Source organism: Rasiella rasia (assembly GCF_011044175.1).
GTDB classification, from domain to species: domain Bacteria; phylum Bacteroidota; class Bacteroidia; order Flavobacteriales; family Flavobacteriaceae; genus Marinirhabdus; species Marinirhabdus rasia.
On record NZ_CP049057.1, the window covers coordinates 970,218 to 995,012 of the forward strand.

Annotated in this window: 17 protein-coding genes; 1 reads left to right on the forward strand and 16 read right to left on the reverse strand. The window is 37.1% G+C overall.

The features are described 5' to 3' along the window. Window positions 1-28: 28 nt before the first annotated feature. From pfkA to G5B37_RS04560, 10 genes are all read right to left on the reverse strand, one after another. Window positions 29-1,015 (reverse strand): 6-phosphofructokinase, encoded by a 987-nt coding sequence (gene pfkA, locus G5B37_RS04515; RefSeq protein ID WP_164678877.1) that lies wholly within the window; start codon window positions 1,013-1,015, stop codon window positions 29-31. Window positions 1,016-1,284: 269 nt separating this feature from the next. Beyond that, on the reverse strand, window positions 1,285-3,102 hold the full coding sequence (locus tag G5B37_RS04520) for a CocE/NonD family hydrolase (RefSeq protein WP_404814792.1): 1,818 nt from the start codon (window positions 3,100-3,102) through the stop codon (window positions 1,285-1,287). Window positions 3,103-3,136: 34 nt separating this feature from the next. Continuing rightward, window positions 3,137-5,137, reverse strand: coding sequence for a protein-disulfide reductase DsbD family protein (locus G5B37_RS04525; RefSeq protein ID WP_164678879.1), 2,001 nt, complete (start codon window positions 5,135-5,137; stop codon window positions 3,137-3,139). Further along, the gene (gene tilS / locus G5B37_RS04530) at window positions 5,134-6,444 is read right to left on the reverse strand and encodes a tRNA lysidine(34) synthetase TilS (RefSeq protein ID WP_164678880.1); all 1,311 of its coding nucleotides are present in this window, start codon (window positions 6,442-6,444) and stop codon (window positions 5,134-5,136) included. The genes G5B37_RS04525 and tilS overlap by 4 nt, the downstream gene beginning before the upstream one ends. Window positions 6,445-6,448: 4 nt before the next feature. Next, window positions 6,449-7,189 (reverse strand): DUF3307 domain-containing protein, encoded by a 741-nt coding sequence (locus G5B37_RS04535; protein ID WP_263649843.1) that lies wholly within the window; start codon window positions 7,187-7,189, stop codon window positions 6,449-6,451. Continuing rightward, window positions 7,190-7,876 carry a fumarate hydratase gene (locus tag G5B37_RS04540; protein WP_164678881.1) on the reverse strand — a complete coding sequence of 229 codons (687 nt, stop codon included), beginning with the start codon at window positions 7,874-7,876 and terminating at the stop codon, window positions 7,190-7,192. 152 nt (window positions 7,877-8,028) lie between these two features. Beyond that, window positions 8,029-9,315 (reverse strand): aminodeoxychorismate synthase component I, encoded by a 1,287-nt coding sequence (gene pabB, locus G5B37_RS04545; protein ID WP_164678882.1) that lies wholly within the window; start codon window positions 9,313-9,315, stop codon window positions 8,029-8,031. A 77-nt stretch (window positions 9,316-9,392) separates the two neighbouring features. Then, window positions 9,393-10,793: a dihydrolipoyl dehydrogenase gene (gene lpdA, locus G5B37_RS04550; protein WP_164678883.1), complete on the reverse strand. Its 1,401-nt coding sequence runs from the start codon at window positions 10,791-10,793 to the stop codon at window positions 9,393-9,395. Between the two features lie 73 nt (window positions 10,794-10,866). Continuing rightward, window positions 10,867-11,511 carry a CPBP family intramembrane glutamic endopeptidase gene (locus G5B37_RS04555; protein WP_164678884.1) on the reverse strand — a complete coding sequence of 215 codons (645 nt, stop codon included), beginning with the start codon at window positions 11,509-11,511 and terminating at the stop codon, window positions 10,867-10,869. Window positions 11,512-11,533: 22 nt separating this feature from the next. Next, window positions 11,534-11,995, reverse strand: coding sequence for an Lrp/AsnC family transcriptional regulator (locus tag G5B37_RS04560; protein ID WP_164678885.1), 462 nt, complete (start codon window positions 11,993-11,995; stop codon window positions 11,534-11,536). A 157-nt stretch (window positions 11,996-12,152) separates the two neighbouring features. Between G5B37_RS04560 and G5B37_RS04565 the strand changes: the two genes are divergently transcribed. Next, window positions 12,153-13,367, forward strand: a complete 1,215-nt coding sequence (locus tag G5B37_RS04565) for an aminotransferase class I/II-fold pyridoxal phosphate-dependent enzyme (protein ID WP_164678886.1) — start codon at window positions 12,153-12,155, stop codon at window positions 13,365-13,367. A gap of 51 nt (window positions 13,368-13,418) precedes the next feature. On the opposite strand, the gene G5B37_RS04570 is transcribed toward G5B37_RS04565, so the two are convergent. The 6 genes from G5B37_RS04570 to G5B37_RS04595 all read right to left on the reverse strand — a co-directional run bounded on the left by G5B37_RS04570 (window position 13,419) and on the right by G5B37_RS04595 (window position 24,681). Continuing rightward, complete coding sequence (locus tag G5B37_RS04570; protein WP_164678887.1) at window positions 13,419-16,466, reverse strand: beta strand repeat-containing protein; 3,048 nt, start codon at window positions 16,464-16,466, stop codon at window positions 13,419-13,421. Between the two features lie 186 nt (window positions 16,467-16,652). Continuing rightward, window positions 16,653-18,218: a LuxR family transcriptional regulator gene (locus G5B37_RS04575; RefSeq protein ID WP_164678888.1), complete on the reverse strand. Its 1,566-nt coding sequence runs from the start codon at window positions 18,216-18,218 to the stop codon at window positions 16,653-16,655. 111 nt (window positions 18,219-18,329) lie between these two features. Further along, window positions 18,330-21,512 (reverse strand): tail fiber domain-containing protein, encoded by a 3,183-nt coding sequence (locus G5B37_RS04580; protein ID WP_164678889.1) that lies wholly within the window; start codon window positions 21,510-21,512, stop codon window positions 18,330-18,332. Between the two features lie 132 nt (window positions 21,513-21,644). Then, on the reverse strand, window positions 21,645-23,996 hold the full coding sequence (locus tag G5B37_RS04585; RefSeq protein ID WP_164678890.1) for an autotransporter outer membrane beta-barrel domain-containing protein: 2,352 nt from the start codon (window positions 23,994-23,996) through the stop codon (window positions 21,645-21,647). A 21-nt stretch (window positions 23,997-24,017) separates the two neighbouring features. Then, window positions 24,018-24,326, reverse strand: coding sequence for a hypothetical protein (locus G5B37_RS04590; protein WP_164678891.1), 309 nt, complete (start codon window positions 24,324-24,326; stop codon window positions 24,018-24,020). A gap of 34 nt (window positions 24,327-24,360) precedes the next feature. Then, window positions 24,361-24,681 (reverse strand): hypothetical protein, encoded by a 321-nt coding sequence (locus G5B37_RS04595; RefSeq protein ID WP_164678892.1) that lies wholly within the window; start codon window positions 24,679-24,681, stop codon window positions 24,361-24,363. Window positions 24,682-24,795 lie beyond the last annotated feature (114 nt).

The window sequence follows — 24,795 nt, forward strand, 5'->3', positions numbered from 1 at the left end:
TGATTATTTAGTTAAATTCTACTTTTTCTTAAACCGACGTAATATCTGCGACCCGGATTAAATCGAGGTCTATATTATTTTCGCCTTTTAAACTTTCAACAAAAGGAACTTGAACAATTTTACTATGTACAGTTCCAATCATCACATTACGATTTCCTTCTAGCAAGGCATCTACAGCGCCAACACCCATTCTACTTGCTAACACCCTATCGAAACAACTAGGAGAGCCCCCTCGTTGAATATGCCCCAACACAGTTACTTTTACTTCATACTCTTCTAGGTTCTCGCGAATATAATCTGCCAACCCAAGAATATTTTTTCCTATTTGATCTCCTTCAGCAACAACAACAATACTAGATGATTTACCAGATTTTTTACTTCTTTTCAACGAGGCTAACAATCTATCACGCCCCATATCTTGTTCAGGTATGAGTATTTCTTCTGCTCCTGCACCAATTCCAGCATTTAAAGCAATATCTCCAGCATCGCGCCCCATTACTTCAACTAGAAATAACCTATTGTGAGAATTAGCAGTATCTCTAATTTTATCGATTGCCTCAACTACCGTATTTAAGGCAGTATCGTACCCAATAGTGAAGTCGGTTCCGTTAATGTCGTTATCTATTGTTCCTGGCACGCCAACTATTGGAAAGTTGTGTTCATCGTTAAAAACAATGGCACCTGTGAAGGTTCCGTCACCACCAATGGTGACCAAAGCGTTAATTCCATGACTTTTTAAATTATTAAACGCCTTTTGCCTTCCAGCTACCGTTCTAAAGTTTTCAGAACGTGCCGATTTCAGAAATGTACCTCCTCGATTAATAATGTTTTTTACCGAGCGCGCATCGAGCGTGATAAAATCACCATCTATAAGGCCTTCATAACCTCTGTAAACACCTACGCACTCAATATTGTGGTAGGCGCAAGATCGTACAACCGCACGTATGGCTGCATTCATTCCAGGCGCATCACCACCACTTGTTAGTACCGCAATTTTCTTTATAGACTCGTTCACAACTGTAAAGCTAAAACTATATTTTTAAAAACCGCGCCCATTTTGAAACGATAACGTTTTCGGTTAAAATCTTTTTGAAATAAAATACGTGTAAATACGTATAGGATACTAATTACATTACATATATATTTACTGTTGAATTAGTGAATTGTTCCATACAATTCTTTTTGTGGGGATAAAAAGAAATTTTGGAGCAACTAAAATTTACTAAGTTAGGTTTGTTATGAGCGTCTCAATTTTTGAGACGCTTTTTTTTAAACCATCTTTTTTTACTCCTGAAGCACTGTAAATTCTATAGCTGAATCGTTAAACACCTTATGTGTTTGCTTGCTGAAATCGCCTTCTTTTGCGTAGAAAATATTGTCAACAAAGGTCTGCGGATTAATATCGATGTATGGAAACCAAGTGCTCTGTATCTGCACTTGAATTTTATGTCCTTTTTTAAATGTATGATGCACATCTTGAAGCTTTATCGTAACATCGGTTTTTTGATTTGGCACAAATGCTTCGGGATTACTAAAACTATTTCTATAACGACCACGCAACACCTCGCTACGCACCAACATATGATAGTTGCTCATTTTTAAATGATCTTGTGTTTCTTCGGTGTCTTCTGCATCTGCTGGAAACACGTCAATAACCTTTACTATCCAATCTGAATCTGTACCAGTAGTAGCGACTTTCAACTTCGCCATAATCTCGCCTGCAAGCGTTAGGTCTTCAGATAAGACTGGTGTTTCAAACGTAAGTACATCGGGTCTTCTAGCCGCAAAGCGCTGATCGTCTGTCATAAATTTACGAGGTGTAAATACCATCTTAATATCTTCAGAATAAGGTACTGGTTTTTTTGGGTCACTAATAAATTCTTCAAAAGTGTAACTACGTTCGGCCCGCTCGTTTAGGCGTTCATTGTTTTGCAACCAAAATGTTTTCTTAGTTGTGTTTTTTGGAGGCCATTGGGTGTATTCTTTCCATTCTAAAGAACCCGAATCGAACATATAGGCTTCTGGCAGCGCCGTTTCTCCATTGCCCTCCCCTTTCAGAAAATGCGCAAAGAACTTAGATTCAATATCTTTTTGGTAATTTGTAGATATATCATCTCCAAAATAAACATTCCCAATAGCTTGTCGCTTCTTAGTTCGCGCCCAATCACCATGGCTCCACGGACCAAAAACTACTGTATTATAGTTGTTACTATTTTCTTCAATCTTTTCGTAAGTTTCAAAAGGACCGTAGAGGTCTTCAGCATCAAATAAACCGCCAACGACCATAACCGCTGGTTTAATATCTTTTAAATGTTGAATAATACCTCGCTTCTGCCAAAACTCATCATAATCGGGATGCTCTTTTAACTGTTGCCAAAACACATTGTCTTCTTTATAATACTTATCTAGATTAGACAAAGGACCCGCATCTAAGAAGAATTGATATTGGTCTTGAGTTCCTAAATCAGGAAAACTATACCACGGTTTTTTAGTGGGCGCTGTTTTTTCGTAGCCAAATACAGACGTTGCTCGCCAGTAGCTTAATAAATAAGCTCCGTTATGATGAAAATCATCAAAATAGAAATCACCAATACAAGCTTGAGGAGAAGCAGCCTTTAACGCTGGGTGTGCATCTAACAGAGAATATGTAGCGTAAAATCCGGGGTAAGAAATCCCCCAAGTACCTACCTTACCATTGTTATTTGGAATATTTTTTACCAACCAATCTATAGAATCGTAGGTATCACTAGCTTCATCAAACTGTTTCCCTTTTTTATTTGGTATGTAAGCACGCATATTGTCGTACGTTCCCTCACTCATCCATCGTCCTCTCACATCCTGATAAACAACAATGTAGTCCTCTTTCATCATAAATTCATTTGGCGCAATCTTAGAAGCGTACATATCTTCACCATAAGGTCTACAACTATACGGTGTTCTTTTAAGGAGGATAGGGTATTGCTTAGATGTATCCTTGGGCGCGTAAATAGCTGAAAAGAGTTTGGTACCATCACGCATGGTGATGTAAGTTTCAGTTTTCGTATAATTATCTTTTACATACGTATTGTCTTGTGCAATTACTAATACTGTAAAAAGCATCATAATTACTACTGAAATTTTCTGTACCATACTATTGTTAGTTTTTGTTTTCGCCTTTAAAATTCTTAACCCCCTCTTCTAGCCAATAAAGATACTCATCTGCATCTGGTGTGTATCCTACAGGTTTATTTAATAGGTTAAAATCTGCATCCATTAAAATGTAATAGGGTTGTGAGTTATTCTGAAAGTTTACAGTTTGGAAAGTAGCCCATTTATCACCAACCGTTTTAATAGATTTAGTATCTCCAGACGATTTTAAGAAATTGAAACGGTCTGCTTCTGGCAATTCTTTTCTATCGTCTACGTACAATGAAATTAGCACGTATTCTTCGTTTATAACACTAAATATATCGTCTCTACTCCAAACTTGCTCTTCCATTTTTCGGCAGTTTACGCAAGCCCAGCCTGTAAAATCGACCATTATAGGTTTTCCAGATGCCTTCGCAGCAGCCACACCATCATCAAAATCTTTATAAGCCTCCAGCCCTAATGGTGCTTCTGTATCTTTGTCGTATAAACTATAAAACAGGGGTGGTGGAAAACCGCTTAGCAATTTGAGATTTGCATAGCTAGAGTTTGTCAAGCCCGGAATTAGATAAAGCATAAAAGCAAAAGAAAGTACACCTACCAACACATTTCCTATTGGTGGCTTACGTTTTGGTCCGTCGTGCGGAAATCGGATGACTCCAAATAAGTACAGCACCATACCCAATGCACATAAAATCCAAATTCCAATAAAGATTTCACGCTTTAACAAGCCCCAATGTTCTACAAGATCTGCATTCGATAAAAATTTGAATGCCAAACCAAGTTCTATAAATCCAAGTACCACTTTTACGGTATTTAGCCAACCCCCACTCTTGGGAAGTGAGTTCAGCCAATTTGGGAATAAGGCAAATAATGCAAATGGTAATGCCAAGGCAAGACCAAAACCACTCATACCCATTGTTAGTTGCCATGCGCCTCCATCGCTAGATAACGACCCCCCTAATAGCGAACCTAGAATTGGTCCGGTACATGAAAAAGAGACAATCGCTAATGTTAAAGCCATAAAGAAAATACCCACAAATCCGCCAATACTATTAGCCTTACTGTCCATTTTTGCACTCCAAGCCTGTGGTAAGGTAATTTCATAAAAACCGAAGAATGAAAAGGCAAACACCATAAATATCACAAAGAAGATGATGTTTAGGGTTACATTGGTTGAAATATTGTTTAAAATTTCAGGGTCTAGTGAGTCTAAAAGATGAAATGGGATACTTAATAAAACATAAATTAAAAAGATGAATAGCCCATACAGTATTGCATTAGCCAAACCATTTTGTCTGTTTTTTGCGCTTTTCGTAAAAAACGAAACCGTTAGCGGTATCATTGGAAAAACACAAGGCGTTAGCAACGCAATAAGTCCACCAACAAACCCTAATAAGAAAATGGTAAAGAAGCTTTTCTCAGAACTTTCGCTTTCATCTTTAAAAACATCTTTCCCTTTTACATCTATGGTAAGCGCAGCCGATTTCTCTAAATCTTCTTGGGTTATTTCTGCCATTGCCTTTTTAGACATTCCAGACGCAAGATCTAGCTCAAAGGTCTTGGTATTTGGCGGCAAACATTTTTCATCATCACATACCGAATAGTAAACATCTACAACAACTTTTAGCCCGTCTGGGTTTACGACCTTAATAGGCTGTATAAACATGGCTTTATCTTCAAAATACTTTACATCAATTTCAAAAACCGGATCAAAAATTATAGGCACATCCGGTTCTTGTGTTTCACCTACCAAAGTAAATGTGTCTGGTGAATTATTATAGGTAATCTCTGTTCTTATAGGCCCCTCAAACTCTTCTCCAAATTGTGTTTGGCTATACAAATGCCAACCTTTATCGATGGTTGCTTTTATAAGCACATTATAGTCTGTGTCAGATTCTTTTTCGAGGCTAACATTCCATTTCACTGGATCAAAAATACCAGTGTCTTGAGCTAACAGGGAAGTAAGAGAAAAAAGTAAAAAGAAAGAAGTGATTATAAAATTTTTCATTCTCGGCTTGTAATTTTAAGTAGTTGTTTTGTTTTTGGAGTTACTTTGAAACGTTCGTCTAAGCGATGATTCACAACCCACACAATTTTGTCTTGACTACAGAGTAGCCAAACATTTTGTTTCGCTACCAAAGATAACTTTTCATCTTTAAAAAACTTGCTCAATTTCTTCTTTCCTTTCATCCCGAAGGGTTGAAAAACATCACCTTGCTGCCATTTTCGAAGTGTAAGTGGATAGGTGAGCTTCTCCATATCTACGAAGACTGTAGTGTTTTCAATATTCCCTATTTTTTCAGTAGGACTAAAGCGCAGAAAAATAGGATTGCTAATTATTTCTTCATTTTTTTTTATAAAAAATTGTTTTTCACCCGTGTTTTCATCAATTTTTGTCAATAAAAGTTCATTTCTGTTCTTTAATAAACGATGACTAACCGATTTTACCTCTTTTCCGGTTTGGGCAGTAAGCAAGCTAAATATATCATTCCATGAGGTAAAACCAAAAGGATTTAAAAGCTCATATAGTAAGGCATTGGTGTTGGGTAATTCTGAAATTTTAGACACATTTATACTGTATCCCTCGGGTATTTCTGTAACAACAAGGTTATATATTAACGCCATATAATCTTCTACTAGTTGCTGACTTCCCTGTAAATGTTGTTGTGTTTTTTGAAAATTTTGAAGCGTTTTTTCTGAAACTTCCTTGAATTTGGGCAGTACCTCTAAGCGCAGTTTATTTCTAAGATAGTCTGTCTTTATATTGCTGCTATCTTCACGCCAAAAGAATTCCATTTTTTTGGCATATTCTAAAATCGCCGTTCTCGGATATGGGAGTAATGGTCGTACAACACCTTCATTTTGCACAGGAATACCAGTTAATCCACGAAGCCCCGTTCCTCTTGACAAATTAATAAAGAATGTTTCTAAATCATCATCTGCATGATGACCCGTTAGTACATGCGTGTAGGCGTGTGTGTCTAATAATTCATTAAACCAATTATAACGCAACTCTCGTGCAGCCATTTGGGTAGAAAGTTTATGCTTACGAGCAAATAGTTTAGTATCGAATGTTTCAGAATGAAACGGTAAATTCAGTTTTTTAGCTAGACTTTCAACAAATTTAGCGTCTTCATTACTTTCATTTCCGCGTAGCGAAAAATTACAGTGTGCAAGAGCAATAGTGTAATTTAATTCTTTTAATAAATAGGTTAGTACAACACTATCTACCCCTCCACTACAAGCGATGAGTAACTTTGCATCTTCAAAAAATGAAAAATGCGTTTGTATATGTTTTAAGAAGGAGCTTAACATTGTTTTATAAAACACCTGCTAAAATACCCAAAACCACCGCAATACCAAAGCTTAACATGGTACCAATAAGCACATACTCTGTTTTTAGCGTGTCTGTGTCTTTATAACGCAAAATAGACTTAGCAGCAATTAAGAAACCAACTGCTTGGTATTGACCAATAAGAATAAATGTGAGTGCCAGTGTACGTTCTAAAATACCAATGAGCTTTCCTGCGTTTGGAAGCTCATCTGCGCCATCTAATATTTCTGCCTTTTCTTGTTTAGCAATGGCGACATCTATTTGGGAAGAACGAAAAACTTCTTTTATAACAATATTTGCAGGTTTCAAGCAGCATAAATAAGCAATAACTATGGCAATACCATTGGCAGAGAACGGAATATCCCATAATGGCTGCAGACCATGATAGCTTGCAAAAAGGCATGAAACTGCCACCAACACTACTAAATGAAGGATTTGATCTGCAAAGAAAGCATATTTCCAGAGGGTTTTATGCGTTGTTATTGTGGCCTTAAAACCATCTATGATATAATGAAGGATGGCTATAATACCCGCGCCTACAAAAAACTCTATTTGAAATGATAACAACCAAGAACAAGCAAAAACTATAAGAATATGTAGCGGTAACAATCTACTTTTAAACCCTAAGGTGTTTTTTTGATGCGCCATCTTATTTGTCTGAAAAAAATAATCTGCCAGCAAATGTGCTAAAAACTGAAGCAATAAAAATTCGGTAAACTCCATCATTTATTGTGTTAGAGATTCATTAAAATAAGATACGGCGGTTTCTATAGCATTCCATCCTACGTTTGTAGAGTGTCTATTTACCACAGATTGATCAATCCCTAGGTTTTTTGAAATTGTCTCTTCGTTAGCACCTAATAGCTTTAAATATACCACTTCGCATTGGCGTTGGGTTGCTTTGGTAAACAGTACATCCAACAATTCTAAAATAGCCGTCCACTTTTTATTCATGACAGTATTTTTTGAAGCGAAAAACAAGGTGTTTTTTATCACGATACGCTCTTTGTCATGCGTAGAACGAGTATTTATTGTTCTACCTGAAAGATAAATTGCCTCCCCATCTATCACGCCTTCATTAGGTTGATACCGCTCTAGAGGCCCATAACCAATGGCAAGACGTACACCATGCTCTTTAAACAACTTTACTCGGTGTTTATCTTTTTCGAGTGTTTTTTGAGAAATGGGTATGGTTTTCACAAAACTTTTAATCGCCAAACAAGCTTGCAAAGCTTCTCCCGCATTTGGAATAACGCATTCAATATAATCGCCTTTTAACACGCGACCAAAGGCATTAAAATGTTTCTCAAGATCTGCTAGTAGCAGTGCTAAGTGCTTTTCTAAAGCCTTTTTATCCTCGCTTCCTAAGCTAGTGGAAGATATAATATCACCCGAAATTACTGTATAGTTCACCTTTTATTTTTTACAAATATAGCAATTTATGTTGTCTAGAATGCATAAAACATATTTATGTTGTCTAGAGTGCATAAATAGTATTTATGTAGTCATGGATGCATAAAAATGGATTCAGAACCTTTACGAATAAGTAAACTACTATTCAGTTCTCATTCTAATACGCTACGCATTGCTTTGGCCTTTAGAAGACATTCTTCATACTCCGCCTCTATATTAGATTTGGCTGTAATGGCTCCTCCCACAGAAAAGCTAACGTATTTTTTTGTCTGGTTATATAAAATACTACGTATAACCACATTAAAATCAAAATCGCCAGTAGGTGTAAAATACCCAACCGCACCGCTGTAAACACCTCGTTTAGCATCTTCTAGAGTTTCAATAATCTTCATGGCACTTACCTTAGGGGCTCCTGTCATACTCCCCATTGGGTACGTATTTTTAATAATTTGCACAGGAGAAAACCCTGTTTCTGCCTCACAGCCAATGGTAGAAATCATCTGATGTACCTGATCGAAAGTATAAATTTTACAAAGTTCTTCTACATACACCGATCCTTTTTTAGCAATGCGCGAAAGATCATTTCGCACCAGATCGGCAATCATTATATTTTCGCTACGCTCTTTTGGGTCGTTGGCCAAATGAATTACCATTTTAGCGTCTTCTTTTGGGTCTTCTAGCCGTTTTGCAGTTCCTTTTATAGGTTGGGAGATTATGCTTGCACCCGTTTTCTTAAGATATCGTTCTGGCGAAGCAGAGAGCACAAAATGTGCATCTAGTTTTAAAAAGGTAGCAAATGGCGGTCTTGAGATTGCGTTTAAAGCTTCAAATACAGCCAACGGATTCATATTTGTATTTTCAGCATAAAATTCCTGACAGAAATTAGCCTCATAAATATCGCCACGTTCTATATGTTCTAGCATTTTAGCGACTTTACTTGCGTAATTATCTTTGCTGGTGCGTAGTTTTATTTTAATAGTTTTAGGGGTACTTTCTTCGGAAACTTTAGTGTTTTGAATCGCTTCCCAATCTATTTCTACCTCATCATCTACCATGTTTAGATAGTGTATTTCAACATCGGTTTCAGAAAAAAGAAATACCTTCTTTGGTTGAAAAAAATACAAATCAGGAAAATTTAATCCGTCATAGTTTTTAGATGTTAAGGCTTCCACATCATTTTTAAGATCGTAACTTAAATAGCCAAAAAGCCAATCTTTTGTGACAGTTTGGTATTCGTCTAATTTTTCAAAAGCATTGTATACATCTGTTTTTATTGCCGTAAATGCGTCTACCGCTAATATTGCCTGATGATGGCTATGTTTTTGAAGGTGTTCATTGCTATCTAACCAAGCCACCTCTTCAAATTGAGACGCCCAAGCAAGTATTTTTTGCTTTAGCAATGGAGTAAGTTTACAAGTCTTAGAAGTGATGTACCGCATACGAAACCGAAAGGTATTGAAAACAAAAAACCATTCCTAATGATTAGAAATGGTTTTTTAATGATTGTAATTTATGATTAACTATGTAAAGCTCTATCTCCTGTGGCAGCCAAGGCCGCTTCTTTTACAGCTTCTGCGTAGGTTGGATGTGCGTGGCTCATACGTGCAATATCTTCTGCACTCGCACGAAACTCCATACCCACAACCATTTCAGCAATAAGGTCTGCTACTCTTGCACCCACCATATGTACACCTAAAATTTCATCTGTAGTGGCGTCGCTTAATATTTTAACAAATCCATCGGTATCTCCACTAGCGCGACTTCTTCCTAAGGCACGCATTGGAAATTGACCAGACTTATACGATACATTTGCTTCTTTTAACTGTTCTTCTGTTTTACCAACACTTGCTACCTCAGGCCACGTATAGACCACGCCAGGTATAAGGTTGTAATCGATATGAGGCTTTTGTCCCGCTAAAATTTCAGCAACCATTACTCCTTCTTCTTCGGCCTTGTGAGCTAGCATTGCTCCACGAACCACATCACCAATTGCGTAGATATTTTTTACATTTGTCTGTAAGTGATCGTTTACATCTACTTGTCCGCGCTCGGTAATTTTCACACCAGCGTTTTCAGCATTTAGCCCATCTGTATACGCTCTTCTACCTACAGAAACCAAACAATAATCGCCAGTAAGGGTTACTTCTTTATCTTTTTTATCTGTTGCAGTCACAGTAATTTCATCTCCCGATCTAGATACTGCAGAAACTTTATGCGAAAGGTAGAATTTAACGCCTTGTTTTTTCATCACTTTCGTTAATTCTCTACTTTGCGAGCTATCCATGGTTGGTATGATTCTATCCATATATTCTACCACAGATACTTCGGCACCTAAACGTCTGTATACTTGCCCTAATTCTAGACCAATTACTCCACCTCCTATAACAATCATATGTTTAGGAATTTCAGAAAGAGTTAACGCTTCTGTAGAAGTAATGATACGTTCTTTGTCTATTTTTATAAAAGGTAGTGTAGCCGGCTTACTACCTGTTGCAATGATAGTGTTGGCGGCTTCAATAGTTTGTTTTTTCTCTCCATTAATTGCGATATGGGTAGCGTCTATAAACGACCCCATACCGGTAAATACATCGATTTTATTTTTGTTCATTAAAAAGTTGATCCCGTCTGTGGTTTGTTTAACTACAGCAGCTTTGCGTTCGATCATTTTCTTAAAGTTAAGCTTAATTTCACCTGGAATGTCAATTCCGTGCTCTTCAAAATGTTTTAGAGCATCTTCGTAATGGTGCGAAGAATCTAAAAGCGCTTTACTTGGTATACAGCCAACGTTAAGACAGGTTCCTCCTAGCGTATTATATTTTTCAATAATTGCCGTTTTCATACCCAATTGGGCACAACGAATAGCAGCAACATAGCCTCCAGGGCCCGAACCAATTATAGCAACATCATATTTAGACATAGTGTGAGTTTTAAAATGCGAATGCAAAGGTACGAAGGTTGTTTGTAGTTTAAAAGTTTAGTAGTTTATATGTTTAGGACATTGGCTCCATGCCAGGGAATGCCAACATCTGTCCCATGCCTACGGTAAAGAGCCAATTTCCGTAGAGTGCATGCTCTATGCTTACTGCCGTAGTACTGCGAAACTTTAGGTAAGTATATCCAAAGATAATTCCTCCAATAAATGTGAGTATTAAAACCAAGGTGTTTCTAAAAAACAAATGTGCCAAGGAGAAGACAATGGCATTTATAAAGATAAAAAGCGTCTTGTTTTTAAATAATACTTCGTAACGTTCAAAAAAGAAGGTTCTATAAATAATTTCTTGCGGCCACACAGAAAGAAATGTATAGACAAACAATATAAAGACAAATAACATGGGATTGGTTTTTGGTACAAAAAAGAGAGCCTCTTTATCTACGAACCAGACATAACTGGTAGTGGCAATTACAACCATCAGAAATGTAACACCCAGTCTACGCCAAAATGCATTCCAATCTATATTCTTCTTTACCGTAAATTTAATCGCCTCAGATTTCCGAAGCACCCATAAAACATAAATAAATCCGCTTGCTACCAATCCTACCTTAATCCAAACATTAAAATTTATAGCCAAACTTACAGGCAATACTATAAATAGCACGAAAAACTCGACACAACGAAATTGGTTAGTTTGACTCATACATCGAAGATACAGAATTTTGCTAGCTAAGGTTTAAGGCCAATGTATTTTTAACTTCATTAATGCTAAACGAACTAGTTGTGCTTCCTATATGCTCTATAACGGTGAGTTTACTTACCATAAACGCTCTAAAATGATCCATATCTCGCACTAGCACCTTTATTAGATAGTCGTAGTCACCACTCACATGAAAACATTCCATCACCTCTGGAAGTAGCATGACTTTAGATTCAAATTTTGTAATGTTTTCTTCAGAATGCTTCACCAATTTAATATGGCAGAACACGGTAAACCCCAAATTAAGCTTAGTTTTATCGAGTAGAGCGGCATATTTATAGATAAGCCCCTTTCTTTCTAGTTTCTTGATGCGTTCAAACACAGCTGTAACAGACAAGTTTAGTTTTAACGAAAGCTCCTTATTGGTTTGCTTCGCATTTTCCTGAAGAAGGTTCAGCAATCGTTTATCGGTAGCATCTAGTTGCATGGCAGAAAATTTTTCTGAAAGGTACAAAACTTACCAACAAACTCATTAACAATAAACTTTCAAATTAATAATTTATAGAATATAAAACTAATTACACACTTTATGATTGATATTTTTTCTAAATCGATTTACATTTGATGAATATAAAAATTTCATCATGGCATCAGATAACAATACATTTAAACCCGCAAATAACATTCAGGACCTACAGTATTTTGGGGAATTTGGAGGTGTTAATCCATCTATTTCAGACTCTTCTACTTACACCTTCCTCTCTGCAAAAACAATGTTCGACACCTTTGAAGGGAATGCCGATGGTTGTTATTTGTATTCTCGACACTCTACTCCTTCAAATTTGTATTTAGGTGAAGCATTAGCAGCCATGGAGGGTACAGAAACCGCAAATGTAGCCGCAAGTGGTATGGGTGCAATTACACCTACACTTTTACAGTTTTGCCAAGCTGGAGATCACATTGTATCGAGTCGTACGATCTATGGTGGCACCTATGCCTTTCTAAAAAACTTTACTCCACGAATGGGAATAGACACATCTTTTGTAGACATTACCAAACTTGATGTGGTGGAAGCGGCTATTACCCCTCAAACTAAAGTAATTTTCTGCGAGTGTGTTAGCAATCCGTTATTGGAAATTGCAGACATTAAAGGTCTTGCGAAGATTGCAGAAAAACACAACTTACAATTATTAGTAGACAATACATTTTCACCATTAAGTATTTCACCAGCAAAGTTAGGGGCACATGTTGTAATGCATAGTTTAACCAAATTTATAAATGGTGCCAGTGACACTATGGGTGGTGTGGTATGCGGAACTCAAGAATTAATAGATACGCTACGAAATGTAAATGATGGTGCTTGTATGTTACTTGGTGCATCTATGGATAGTTTGCGTGCTGCCTCTATTCTGAAAAATTTACGAACCCTGCACATTAGAATGCAACAACACAGTAAAAATGCATTGTTTTTAGCTGAAAAATTCGAGGCCGACGGATTGCGAACTGTATATCCTGGTTTAAAAAGTCATCCCGGGCATGAGCTCATGAAACAACAAATGAACCCTCAATACGGTTTTGGAGGGATGCTAACTATAGATGTTGGTAGCTTAGATAAGGCTAATGAGCTAATGGAATTAATGCAAGAACGTAATCTTGGTTATCTAGCCGTAAGTCTTGGTTTCTACAAAACATTATTTAGCGCTCCTGGCACTTCAACCTCTTCGGAAATTCCCGAAGACGAACAAACTGAAATGGGCTTGACAGATGGATTAATTCGTTTTTCAATTGGTTTAGACGCCGATATTGAACGTACCTATGAAATGATGCATGCGTGTATGAAAGAGTTAGCTATTTTATAAAAAGAAGTCCACTCTGTCGAGTGGACTCATGTAGGAAAGTTGCTTGGGAGATTATTGCTTGTTTTTAAGAAGTGCTTTGATTTCAATCATTTCTTTTTTTAATTTTTCAATTTCCATTTGTTGTGCTTCTAATTGTTCTTGAGCCTCAATAGCATAAATAAAAAGCTCTTCTATTTTTTCAAGATTGGTTACAGAAACGTCAGAGAGATTAATTCTCATATTATTTTCTTTCACATCTTTAAACGAAGGTACTCCCGGAAGGTGTCCATTAGATAAAATATACGCTTTCGTTTCCTTCAACGAAAGAAAGTTATAGTCTGGGTTAATTTCTGAGTGATTCTCAAAATACTTTTCGAAAACATAATCTGGATAGGTAGCGGTGTCGGTAATAATATCGCCATTCACGTTAATATTTCCAACAACAGACATGACCGTTGTGCCTGTTAAATCAATTTCTACGACACTATTTCCTGCACTTAAAAAACGAAATGCATCGTCGCTATCACTGTATTGGAGTCCGAAGGTTGAATAATTTGTTGAATGAGCTACTACCATTCTATCTGCATTCGAAATGCCCGAATCGAACATATAAATCATTGCAGGAGGGGTTCCAGAAGTTGCTGGAAAGGTAATGCTGGTCTGGTCACTTGTAAATGCGATGTCATCTGTAGCAGTAGCAAGATTTAACACGCCTCCGGTTCTTGTCCAGTAAGAAGCGGTGGGATTAACCCAATTTATATTTCCAACACCATCGGTTTGCATAATTTGGCCGTTAGTACCTCGTGATGAAGGTAAAGTATATATATTTCCAGCTGAAGTTCCAATCGCCAGGCTCCCTAAAAAATATCCTGCATAACTTCCTGCTTTTAATGCTTCAGAATAGATACCGTAATGGGTACCTCCAGCAGTATTTATAATTTCACTATATACTCCATATTTAATTCCTGTTCCTATTCCTTCAATTAAATTATATATCCCATATTTATTACCATTTCCACCACCAGAAAAGTTAGAATACGTACCATAATGAAATCCATCACCTATACTATCGAATTCGTTATACGTACCGTAATGAGGATTTGAGCTTCCACTATTGGAAAAATAGTTTTTTACACCATATTGCGCTCCATTTCCTGTAGCTAAAAAACTATTTTGTGTTCCTATATGCTCTCCATCACCATCACTTGAAATAACATTGTCTACACCAATTTTCATTCCTGAACCATTTCCTGATAAATAATTTTGTGTTCCTTTATGCCTGCCATTAGTTGTATTTGTAATCAGGTTGTTAGTTCCTATATGCTCTCCTGTTCCCGTACCGCCAAGTTGAGAATATACTCCATATTTCAATCCTGTTCCTCCTCCTCCAATTGAATTATACACTCCAAATTTATTTCCATTGCCATTATTTGACAAAATAGAATAAGTTCCATAATGAAACCCATCACCGCTACTATATATTTCGTTATGAGTACCGTAATGAGGATTTGAGCTTCCAGTATTGAAAAAATAGTTTTTTAGTCCATATTGTGCTCCATTTCCTGTTCCTAGTAAATTATTATCAATTGCTATATGCAAACCGTCTCCATTACTTGTGATTGTATTATTTAGACCTGTTTTTCTACCTAAACCATTACCCGAAAGCAAATTATAGGTCCCTAGGTGATTAGCATCTCCGGAGTTGTTAATTTCATTATAAGTAGAATTTTGGATTCCATTACCTACCCCCTGGAGTCTGGTCCAATTTCCATAATGCGTACCTGTTCCTGTTCCGCTTAATACATTATATGATCCATAATGTAATCCGTTGCCACTATTATCAATTACATTAATAGTTCCTAATTGGGCTCCGCTCCCAGAGCCCGATAATTGTATCTCGGTGCCATTATGTGTTCCTGTGCCATTTCCTTCTAAACGAATAAACTCACCATAGTGAGTTGCGTTTCCTGAATTAGCAATTGCAACCCTATTCCCAATTTGTACACCCGTTCCTGCGCCATTTAATAACGTCCAATTTCCGAAGTGGCTACCACTACCTGCACCACTTAAAGTTGAATAAGTACCATAATGCTGTCCGTTGCCTGAGTTTAAAATTTCATTTACAACTCCTCTCTGGGCTCCAGATCCCGTACCTAAAAATCTATTTCTGCTACCGGTACGCATGCTTGAGTTATTTCCCTCAAATAGATTATAAACGCCTGTTTTAATACCATTAGACAAAGTACCAAACTGATTTGCAACTCCAGTCTTTTCTCCTGTACCTCCTCCTGAAAGCAAATTGCTCAGTGCTGTATGAATGCCATTACCCGAATTATTTATAGTATTTGACACACCAAATTGATTTCCTGATCCTGTACCCGCTAAAACATTATTTAGACCTCTATGAATCCCTGTTCCACTTCCAGAAATTTGATTCAACCCCCCAGTATGTTGACCATTCCCCGTGTTGGAAATTGAAGAATATACTCCTACTTGAGAGCCCGACCCTGAGCCCGAAAGTGAATTTTGTATTCCTTGATGGCTACCAGAACCGTTGCCACTTAATAAATTAAACTGGTTGATATGTGTTCCTGTACCCGTGTTAGTGTTTTCAATATATTGCCCGTATTTTGTTCCATCATCTGCACCATTCACCACCACGTTAATACTTCTTTCATTGGCTGTATTTTCTATATCTAGTGACCAATCGGCAGTGTTTTTTCCTATAGCAAGGTTACCCATTGTAAACATGTCATCATTAATATCGTCTGGCGAGGTTGTAGTTCCTTCTTCATAAAAATCATGATCACCCGAGCTCACTGCTGTAGATAATCGCTCCCATATGGTTCCGTTGAAATAATAATATCCAACTCCAGAACCACCCGTGGTACTGGTGTTGGTATTGTAGATAAGTAAGCCTACTGCAGCAGTATTAGTTCCATCTATCATTGTATCTGAAATGTCTGACAGTGAAACTTTTGGTATTAAAACCCCCTTGTCTGTGGCACTAATTTCTAGAACTGAAGAAGCATCTGGGGTTGTGGTACCAATTCCCACTTGAGCAAGTATGGTTAATGTTAAATGAGAAAAGGCGAAAAAGAATAGCAGTCTAAGTTTCATTGTGACACAAATTAAATTGTTCGAAATTCACATTAAAACTGCACTTTTATTACTAATAAAAGCCTAACCTTACGGGTTAGGATTTAAAAAATAAATTATAACCTACTTGTTTTTAAGCATTTATACTGAATTAGGAAATTAGAACATTACAGAGTGTGTACCTCTGTTTCCAAGATATAGAACGGCTCAAATAGACTCTAACATATATTGAAAAGCTTCTTTTCGATTGTTGACACCCAATTTACTGTACGCATTTCGCAGGTGAAACTTTACCGTACTTATAGTTACAAATAATTCTTCTGCGATAGTAGCATTGGTTTTCCCGGCAACACATAGTTTAAGTGTTTCAAACTCTCGTTCGGTTAATGGTGCGAGTAGCTTTTGGTTTAACTCCTCCATTCTTAAGTCAACCGAAAGTTCTGACGGGCTACTATGCAATTCCATAAAACGTTTTTGCAAGGCTTCAACCTGTAACGTTTGAGCAACCTTTTCTGCCTTTATTTTCTTATGTCTTGAAATGAAGAAAAGAAGTAGCATTCCAATTATAGACAAACCACTAATAATTATAATGATTAGTTCATTTCTTGTTTTAGTGAGTTCAGCTTCATTCAATTCACCTTCGAACGTAAGTTTTTGTATCTCCTGTTCCTTTTTTGCGGTTTCATATTTAGTTTCCAAAGCGGCAACACGCTCTTTAATCTCAATATTACTCAATGAATCCTTAAGGTGTATGAAAGCGTTGCGGTACGATAGTGCTTTACCAATATTGCCGTTCTTTAAAGCAACTTTATACATAATATCATATGCCTTCTGCTCGCTATTAGAATACCCGTGGTTTTTAGCTTTGCTCAGTGCATTTTGAGCGTATTTTTCAGACTCGGTAGGTTTATTTTGTTCAAGCTTAACGTTAGCCATAGCAAGCAATGTGGTAATATACTCTTCCTGATCTCCTAAAATTTTAGCATATTCATGAGCCTGACGATAGTGTATAAAAGCACTGTCTAATTTCTGCTTTTTTAAGAATATTTCACCCAAATTACTTTCAGAATACACCAACATGGTTTGGTTGTTTAAATTCTTAAAGAAACTACGAGCTTTTTTTAAATGGTCTATTCCATCGTCTAATTGATTTAAATCGTTGTAGACCATCGCTAACCGCAAATGGTTTAGTGCTATGTCTGTAGTATCTTGGATAGCAATTGAAAGCGCTAAACATTTTTTAGTGGTTTCTAAGGCTTTATCTATTTGCCCTAACTGGTAGTAGACACCTCCTAAGTTGCCATAGGTTTTACTTAAAACATCATTAAGCTGTGGGTCATTTTTACCTTCAGCGAGTTTCATAACCGTCTGATATGCATTCAAAGATGCCTCATATTCGGCCTTCCCCATAAATACCAAACCACGAGTGTTATTCACCATGGCTAACAAAAAATCTGACTCTGTTTGGTTTGCAATCGTTTCGGCTTTTTTAAGGTACCAAAATGATGAATCTGCGTGGTTTATCTGCCCATATGCAATACCTAAATTAAGAAAGTAACGTCCTTTTAAGGAATCTTTAGTTTGCTCTATTTTGTGCTGAAATGCTAGTAGATTATTAATGCCTTCCCTAGGGTTTTCGGTTTGGGCAAATTCGTTTAAAATTTTCTCTAATTGATCGTCGGCAGTTTGAGAATACATTGTGAATGGTACAGCCACAACCCATACAAGAAAAAGTACATTTCTATAAGTAATTTCACGAAGCTGAGACAACATAAATCTTAGAATTTTCGAATCTTGACATTTAAATATACCAAAAATGATTTTAGACACTTTCAAAAACTCTAGACATATTCCACATCATTAAAATTTCAGAGTAAAAAAAAATTACTTTTTAGATGCTAACAATTCTTTTACCATTTTTTCTAATGCCTCTATTTTTTTGGACTGTGCGTCTAGCTGTTCTTGTTGTTCTTGTACACCTTTAATTAAAACAGGGATTAAGTCTGTATAAGAAACTGTTTTTAAATCTACTATACCATTTCCATTAGTATCATCTCCCATAGTACGTACTACTTCAGGGAATAATTGTTCTATTTCCTGTGCTAGTACTCCAATCGATTTTTTTTCTGAACTATTTTGATCTCTAATGTGGTATTTCTTAGGTTTCATTTTGAGTATTCTATCTAAAACAGGCTCCAAGTCTTGAATATTCTTTTTCATTCTTCTATCTGAAAAAGGAGAATACGTACCATTTACGCTACTAAAAGTCCCACGCAGCGTACCGTTATAGTATATTGCTAAATCATCACTACTCTGTGAGGTATACAACGTCCATTCGTTCCCTGTAAATGATTGTAAAATGGAGACTCCTCCTGATCCCGAGGCACCAGTATATCGGTCTATATCAATTTGTAGGTTTTTCTCGGGAATCGCTGTTTTAATCCCAATATTATTTAATCCACCATCTATAAAAAACATATTATCTTCATCATCACTTTCAACTCTAAAATTTCTATCGAGACCCTGTTCATTAAAAACAAATTGTGTATTTGCGTCTAAATCTACGCTAATACTACCATTTTCCATTATGGCAAATCTGCCATCGTTGCCATCATCTATAAATTGACCTAAAATTGTACCGGCTGTATTATTTTCACGCCAATACACATCACTTCCAAAAGATGCATCGCCATTAGAAGAAACAGTAAAATGATCTACCCCACTATCTTGAATGTTAAAATTGCCAGTGTCACTTAGGTTGATATTAAAATCAAATGCTCCATTTGTAATAGCAGTATTTTCAACCAAGGCTCCCCCCAATCGGATACGATCTGCTCCTGCGTTTACATACAAACCGTTATTTACAGCAGCTGTAATTGTTACTGCTCCAGTTGTTCCACCTCCTATGAGTCCTGCTCCAGCAGTTACACCTGTGATATCCCCAGTTGGAATGGTTTGTGTACCAACAACTCCACTAGCATCTGCTACAACCATTCTGTTACCTGCACCTGCAAGTTCAGTAAATAATACATCACCAAGAAAGTACCCTGCAAAGCTTCCAGGTTTTTGAACATCTGAATAAACGCCATAATGTGTACCCCCAGCGCTTGACTCGATAGAATTATAAGTTCCGTACTTTGCGCCTGTTCCACTACCTTCTAATATATTCCTAATACCGTAATGATCTCCGTCACCTGAATTCAATATTGAGTTATACACCGCATACTGATCTCCAGTCCCAGTTCCTGAAAGCAAATTTCGTGTTCCAAAATGTTCTCCACTTCCTGAACCAGATAAGGTATTATAACTACCAAAATGGTTGTTGTTTCCGGCGCCTCCTATACTTGTAGAAAGACCTATCTTTAATCCACTACCTGAACCAGATAGTTGAGCTCTAAAACCTGTATGACTACCATTTCCATTTCCGAATAAAAGATTGTAGGTGCCTGTATGAGTTGAATTGTTGGTATTCGTAATCTGATTTCGTACACCATACTGTAGTCCAGTTCCAGAACCCGACAGTGTATTATAAAGACCATAGTGTGCCCCTGAACCCGATCCAGAGACAGTTACATTAGCTCCAATATGTTCTCCATCTCCAGAATTATTAATATTAGTTTCAACACCTTTTTGGTCGCCATCGCCAGTGCCAATCAATTGATTGTCTATCCCAAATGTCTCCCCATTGCTAATGCCAGAAAATGTATTTAGAATTCCTTTCCGGATACCCGAACCCGTATTATTCACCAGATTATCAACTCCTATTTGTTCCCCTGAACCAGCACCTGCTAGTTGACTTTGCACTCCAAATTTATCACCAGAACCAGCACCAGAAAAAATTTGCCTGGTACCGAAATGCGTCCCACTCCCAGAGTTACTATTAGTAGTGTTTACCCCGAAATAAATTCCATTACCTGAGCCGCTTAACAAAGTTGAAACACCTGCTTGATTACTATTATTATTACTTGCTATGCTATTTACAACACCAGCTTGATAGCCCGTACTCAGCCCTGTTAAATAGTTATACACCCCATAATGCGCACCGCTACCATTACCAGAAAGTTCATTGTAAGTACCATAATGAACTGCATTTCCACTATTAGAAATTCTGTTGAAGGTTCCGTATTGTGGGCCCGTTCCTGAACCGCTTAGTCTATTTTCAACACCATAATGAAATCCGTTCCCACCATTTAATTCATTCAAAGCTCCGTGATGTGTTCCAGTACCTAAACCAGAAAGTTGAGTTCTAAGCCCATAATGTTCACCATCTCCAGAATTGTTTATGGTAGTATGTGAACCGTATTGTATTCCATCTCCAGACCCGCTTAATACATTAGAAACAGCTGTTTTTTCGCCTGATCCAGTTCCGGAGAAAAAATTTCTAATACCAATATTTGAATTTGTAGAATTACTAACAATATAATTCATAAATCCAGTAAATAAGGGATTTCCCGACGCAATCAGCACATCGTTTTGAACTCCGTAGAAAAACCCTGAACTATTAATCCCAAAATCATTTCCAACCGCAACGTTAGTTCCATTTGCGGTATTTGTAAATGCATTAAACTGTGCAAATCTAGGGGCTGCAGATGTTGGAGCATCTATAGAAACTTGCAAGCCTCTAGTTGCAGCGCTAGCATCTATATCTAACGGATAATCTGCAGTTACTTTACCAATAGCAACATTTCCTTGCGTAAAAATATCATCTGTAATAGCATCTGGGGCGGTCGTAGTGCCTTCTTCGTAGAAGTCGTGATCACCAGTGGCAGCAGAAGAAGTGGTTAGTCGCTCCCAACTAAGACCATTGTAATAATAATATCCTGTGCCAGAGCCGCCAGTTGTTAGCGCATTTGTATTATAAATCAGTAATCCTGTTGCTGCTGGATTAACGCCATCTAACATAGCACTAGAAACGTCAGGTAGTGAGACTCGCGGAATCAATACCCCTTTGTCTGTAGCCGAAATATCCAATTGTGAAGAAGGATCTGGTGTTACAGTGCCAATACCCACTTGGGCAGAAAGCGTGAAACTTGCTAAAAAGATTATAATAACTAAAAATTTTCTCATCATGTCTTGTTATGATAAGAAGCTAAAGTTTATAGAACTGAGGCTTTTGCAAATTAGCTACTTTTTGTACGTCTCAAAAGATAAAAGCTTTATTTTAGTTAAGTTGCCAAATTCTAGGACGAACTGTTCCTTTTAATTTTTAATCTTCAACATTTCTTTTATTACTTGAATGTCTTCTTTTTGTTTTAAGAGTTGCTTTTTAAGATTTTTGTTTTCTTCGGAAAGTTTCTTAATCGTAGTGTCTGCCTCAATTGCGTAGAGGTATAATTCTTCTATTTTTTCGAGATTGCTTCGAACGTTTTCGGAAACATTCCAACCATGCCTAGCTACCTCTGCCCTGCTTTGAACACCTGGTAAATGGTTGTTCTCTTTCAGAAATAATGCAACTTTCTCTAGAGACTTTAATGTATAATTTGGGTTAAACTCTGAAGCTCCATTAAAATAGCTTTCAAAAACATAATCGGGAAAGCTATAAGCACCACCCGATTGACGAATGGCTCCTGTTGTATTAATGTCACCTGTTACATCTAAAGCATAGCCAGGGGCGGTTGTACCAATCCCTACGTTTCCGTTTTTTAGCCATGTCATACGTATATCTTCATTTCCTGAAAAATTACGCGACCATAAATGTAATTTATCACTGTTACCATCGTACTGAAGTTCATAGCCAAAGTTGCCTGTTTCAAATAATTCTAAAGAGGAGATGTTGGCATTAGCAGCTAAAACCTTAATTGCCGCAGCCGCTGTGGTAGTTACCTCAAACTTTCCGTTAGCAACTGATACATCTCCTAAAAAATAACCCGCAAAACTTCCTGATTTTAAAACTTCAGAATAGATGCCATAATGCGTACCTCCTGCTGTACCAGCAATAGTAGTATACATACCATATTTATTTCCAGAACCAGTACCATTTAAATAGTTATACACACCCAAATGTGTGCTATTACCTGTATTAGTAATGGTGTTATAGGTGCCATACTGTTCTCCTGAACCGCCATTTATTAGCTCATTAAAAGTACCATAATGCGTACCACCACCATTACCATGTAATAAGTTTTTGATACCATAATGGTTGCCATCGCCGACATTTGTATTAAGTGATGAGATGCCAACTTGTTCTCCATCATTAATACCTGATAATATAATTGACGATCCATAATGAATTCCGCTACCGTTTGTGGCATTTACAATATATTGCCCATAGGTGGTATTGTTATGGGTCCCTGTCATAACTAGGTTTAATCCTCTGGTAACAACCCCTGTCTCGCTAATATCTAATTTAAACAATGCATCCGTTTTACCAATAGCCACATTTCCGAGGGTATAAATATTATCATTAATATCATCTGGTTTTGTAGTGGTGGTTTCTTCATACCAGGCATCGTTGGGAGTTTCAACAGCACTAACATCTACCCAAGATATAGTTCCTGAACCATCGGTTTGAATTACTTGATTTGCGGTTCCATCGATTACGGGAAGATTGTAACCATTAATTGCGGGATTATTTATTTGTAAAGTACCATTAACTCTTAACATATTGTTGTCAAACTCACCATAAATAAGCGGGTTTGTAGATGCGGAATTTTCAATATATAATCTATGACTATTTGTTTCGTTGTATCCAGCTTGATTCCCCAAAAAAACATTGTATGATTTAGTATGACTGGCTGTTCCAGCGCCTGCTCTGTAGCCGATAAATGTATTATAATTTCCATCTTCAACATAATAACCAGTAAAATAACCTAGTGTAGTATTGCCATGTCCTCCTTCATTTACTGTTAAAGACCATTTTCCAATTGCCGTATTGTAACTACCCGTTCGATTCCATTGTAAGGTAGCATTGCCAACTCCTACATTTTCGATACCCGTAGTGGTATACCGCATTACGCCATGCCCTAATGCAGTGTTTCTAAAACCAGTTGTGTTAAATTGTAATGTACCATATCCCAATGCAACATTTTGATCACCACCACTATTAGATACTAAAGCATTACCCCCAACGGCAATATTTAATTGACCATCTACATTAGCATTAAGTGCATTTAAACCAATTCCTAAATTAAAATTATTTTGACCATTATCGTTTGCCCCTGCATCAATTCCAAAGAAAATGGAAGACCCGTTATCGGTACCATCATCATCAGACTTTGCATCTTCTAATTCATTTATTTTACCCACAGCATTTGAGCTTCCAACAACTTGAACCCAATTGGCTACTGTGTGATTCCAATAATAAAACCCTTTAGCAACACTACCATTTCCAGTAGCAAAAAGCAACATACCATCTTGCGCGGCCGTAGGGTTGGTTGCTGGAAACTCGTTTACTTTTGGAATTAAGACACCGTCTGTATTTGAAGGGGTGGCCTGATTACTTGCTTGAATGTCTAGTTGGGCATTGGGTGTAACAGTGCCAATACCCACCTGACTGAAGGCAAAAAAAGGTAGCAGTAAGCTTGTAACAAAAAGTGAGGTTGTAGATTTCATAACTATAAACTTTAAAGCCAATTAATTTCCTTCCTCCTCACCCACAGGTTCTGCAGCAGTTGTCACTCTACAATATTTATCTGTAGTTCCCCATACTTCTATATAAACAGGGCTCTCCTCTCTACACAAGGTGTAAATATCTTCAAACTTGTTATAAGGATAGTAAAGTGATAAAGTACCATTGGCATTAATTGTTGGTTCATTAATAGTACCAGACATAAAAGTTATAATTCCCTGATAAACATTGTTTTTATAGCACAAAATCTGCGCTTCACTCCAAACTCCATGGGTTAGGTGTACTTTGTATGAATTGAATTCTTTTTTTGGCATGATTAATAGCTTATAGGTTAGTATTGAAATTGAACTACATCGCTAGCCCTTCTTGCTCACCAACTGGTTCATTAGTGGTGGTAATTCTACACGTAGTGAAGGAACCCGAGGTGATGACCTGAATGTATATAGGGCTCTCTTCCCGAAGTGTTTGAACAATACCATCTAATCGGGCCACCGGATACGCTAAATGAAGGCTTCCGTTGCTATTTAGGCCTGGCGCTGGCAAATCTTCGGGTTCATAAAAATCGATGTAGCCCTGAAATTGTCCCTGATCCCAGCAACTGATATAAGCTTTCTGTTTAACTCCTTCGATGTAGAGTAATTGATACGATGTTACTTTTTTGCTTGGCATAGTTTCTTGATTTATCTCAAAACTATTTCAAAAACAAGGACTTACATACATAAGATGAGTAATTGCCCTAAATTAACTGTAGTTAACGGTAATCAATGAGTAGGTAACAAAACT

Bases quoted from the DNA above. Each gene is read 5' to 3' on its own strand.
- G5B37_RS04525 (WP_164678879.1), bottom strand. From the start codon at position 5,137: ATGAAAAATTTTATAATCACTTCTTTCTTTTTACTTTTTTCTCTTACT.
- G5B37_RS04555 (WP_164678884.1), bottom strand. From the start codon at position 11,511: ATGAGTCAAACTAACCAATTTCGTTGTGTCGAGTTTTTCGTGCTATTT.
- tilS (WP_164678880.1), bottom strand. From the start codon at position 6,444: ATGTTAAGCTCCTTCTTAAAACATATACAAACGCATTTTTCATTTTTT.
- G5B37_RS04585 (WP_164678890.1), bottom strand. From the start codon at position 23,996: ATGAAATCTACAACCTCACTTTTTGTTACAAGCTTACTGCTACCTTTT.
- G5B37_RS04520 (WP_404814792.1), bottom strand. From the start codon at position 3,102: ATGATGCTTTTTACAGTATTAGTAATTGCACAAGACAATACGTATGTA.
- G5B37_RS04535 (WP_263649843.1), bottom strand. From the start codon at position 7,189: ATGATGGAGTTTACCGAATTTTTATTGCTTCAGTTTTTAGCACATTTG.
- G5B37_RS04570 (WP_164678887.1), bottom strand. From the start codon at position 16,466: ATGAAACTTAGACTGCTATTCTTTTTCGCCTTTTCTCATTTAACATTA.
- G5B37_RS04560 (WP_164678885.1), bottom strand. From the start codon at position 11,995: ATGCAACTAGATGCTACCGATAAACGATTGCTGAACCTTCTTCAGGAA.
- G5B37_RS04580 (WP_164678889.1), bottom strand. From the start codon at position 21,512: ATGAGAAAATTTTTAGTTATTATAATCTTTTTAGCAAGTTTCACGCTT.
- G5B37_RS04590 (WP_164678891.1), bottom strand. From the start codon at position 24,326: ATGCCAAAAAAAGAATTCAATTCATACAAAGTACACCTAACCCATGGA.
- lpdA (WP_164678883.1), bottom strand. From the start codon at position 10,793: ATGTCTAAATATGATGTTGCTATAATTGGTTCGGGCCCTGGAGGCTAT.
- G5B37_RS04575 (WP_164678888.1), bottom strand. From the start codon at position 18,218: ATGTTGTCTCAGCTTCGTGAAATTACTTATAGAAATGTACTTTTTCTT.
- pabB (WP_164678882.1), bottom strand. From the start codon at position 9,315: ATGCGGTACATCACTTCTAAGACTTGTAAACTTACTCCATTGCTAAAG.
- G5B37_RS04565 (WP_164678886.1), top strand. From the start codon at position 12,153: ATGGCATCAGATAACAATACATTTAAACCCGCAAATAACATTCAGGAC.
- G5B37_RS04595 (WP_164678892.1), bottom strand. From the start codon at position 24,681: ATGCCAAGCAAAAAAGTAACATCGTATCAATTACTCTACATCGAAGGA.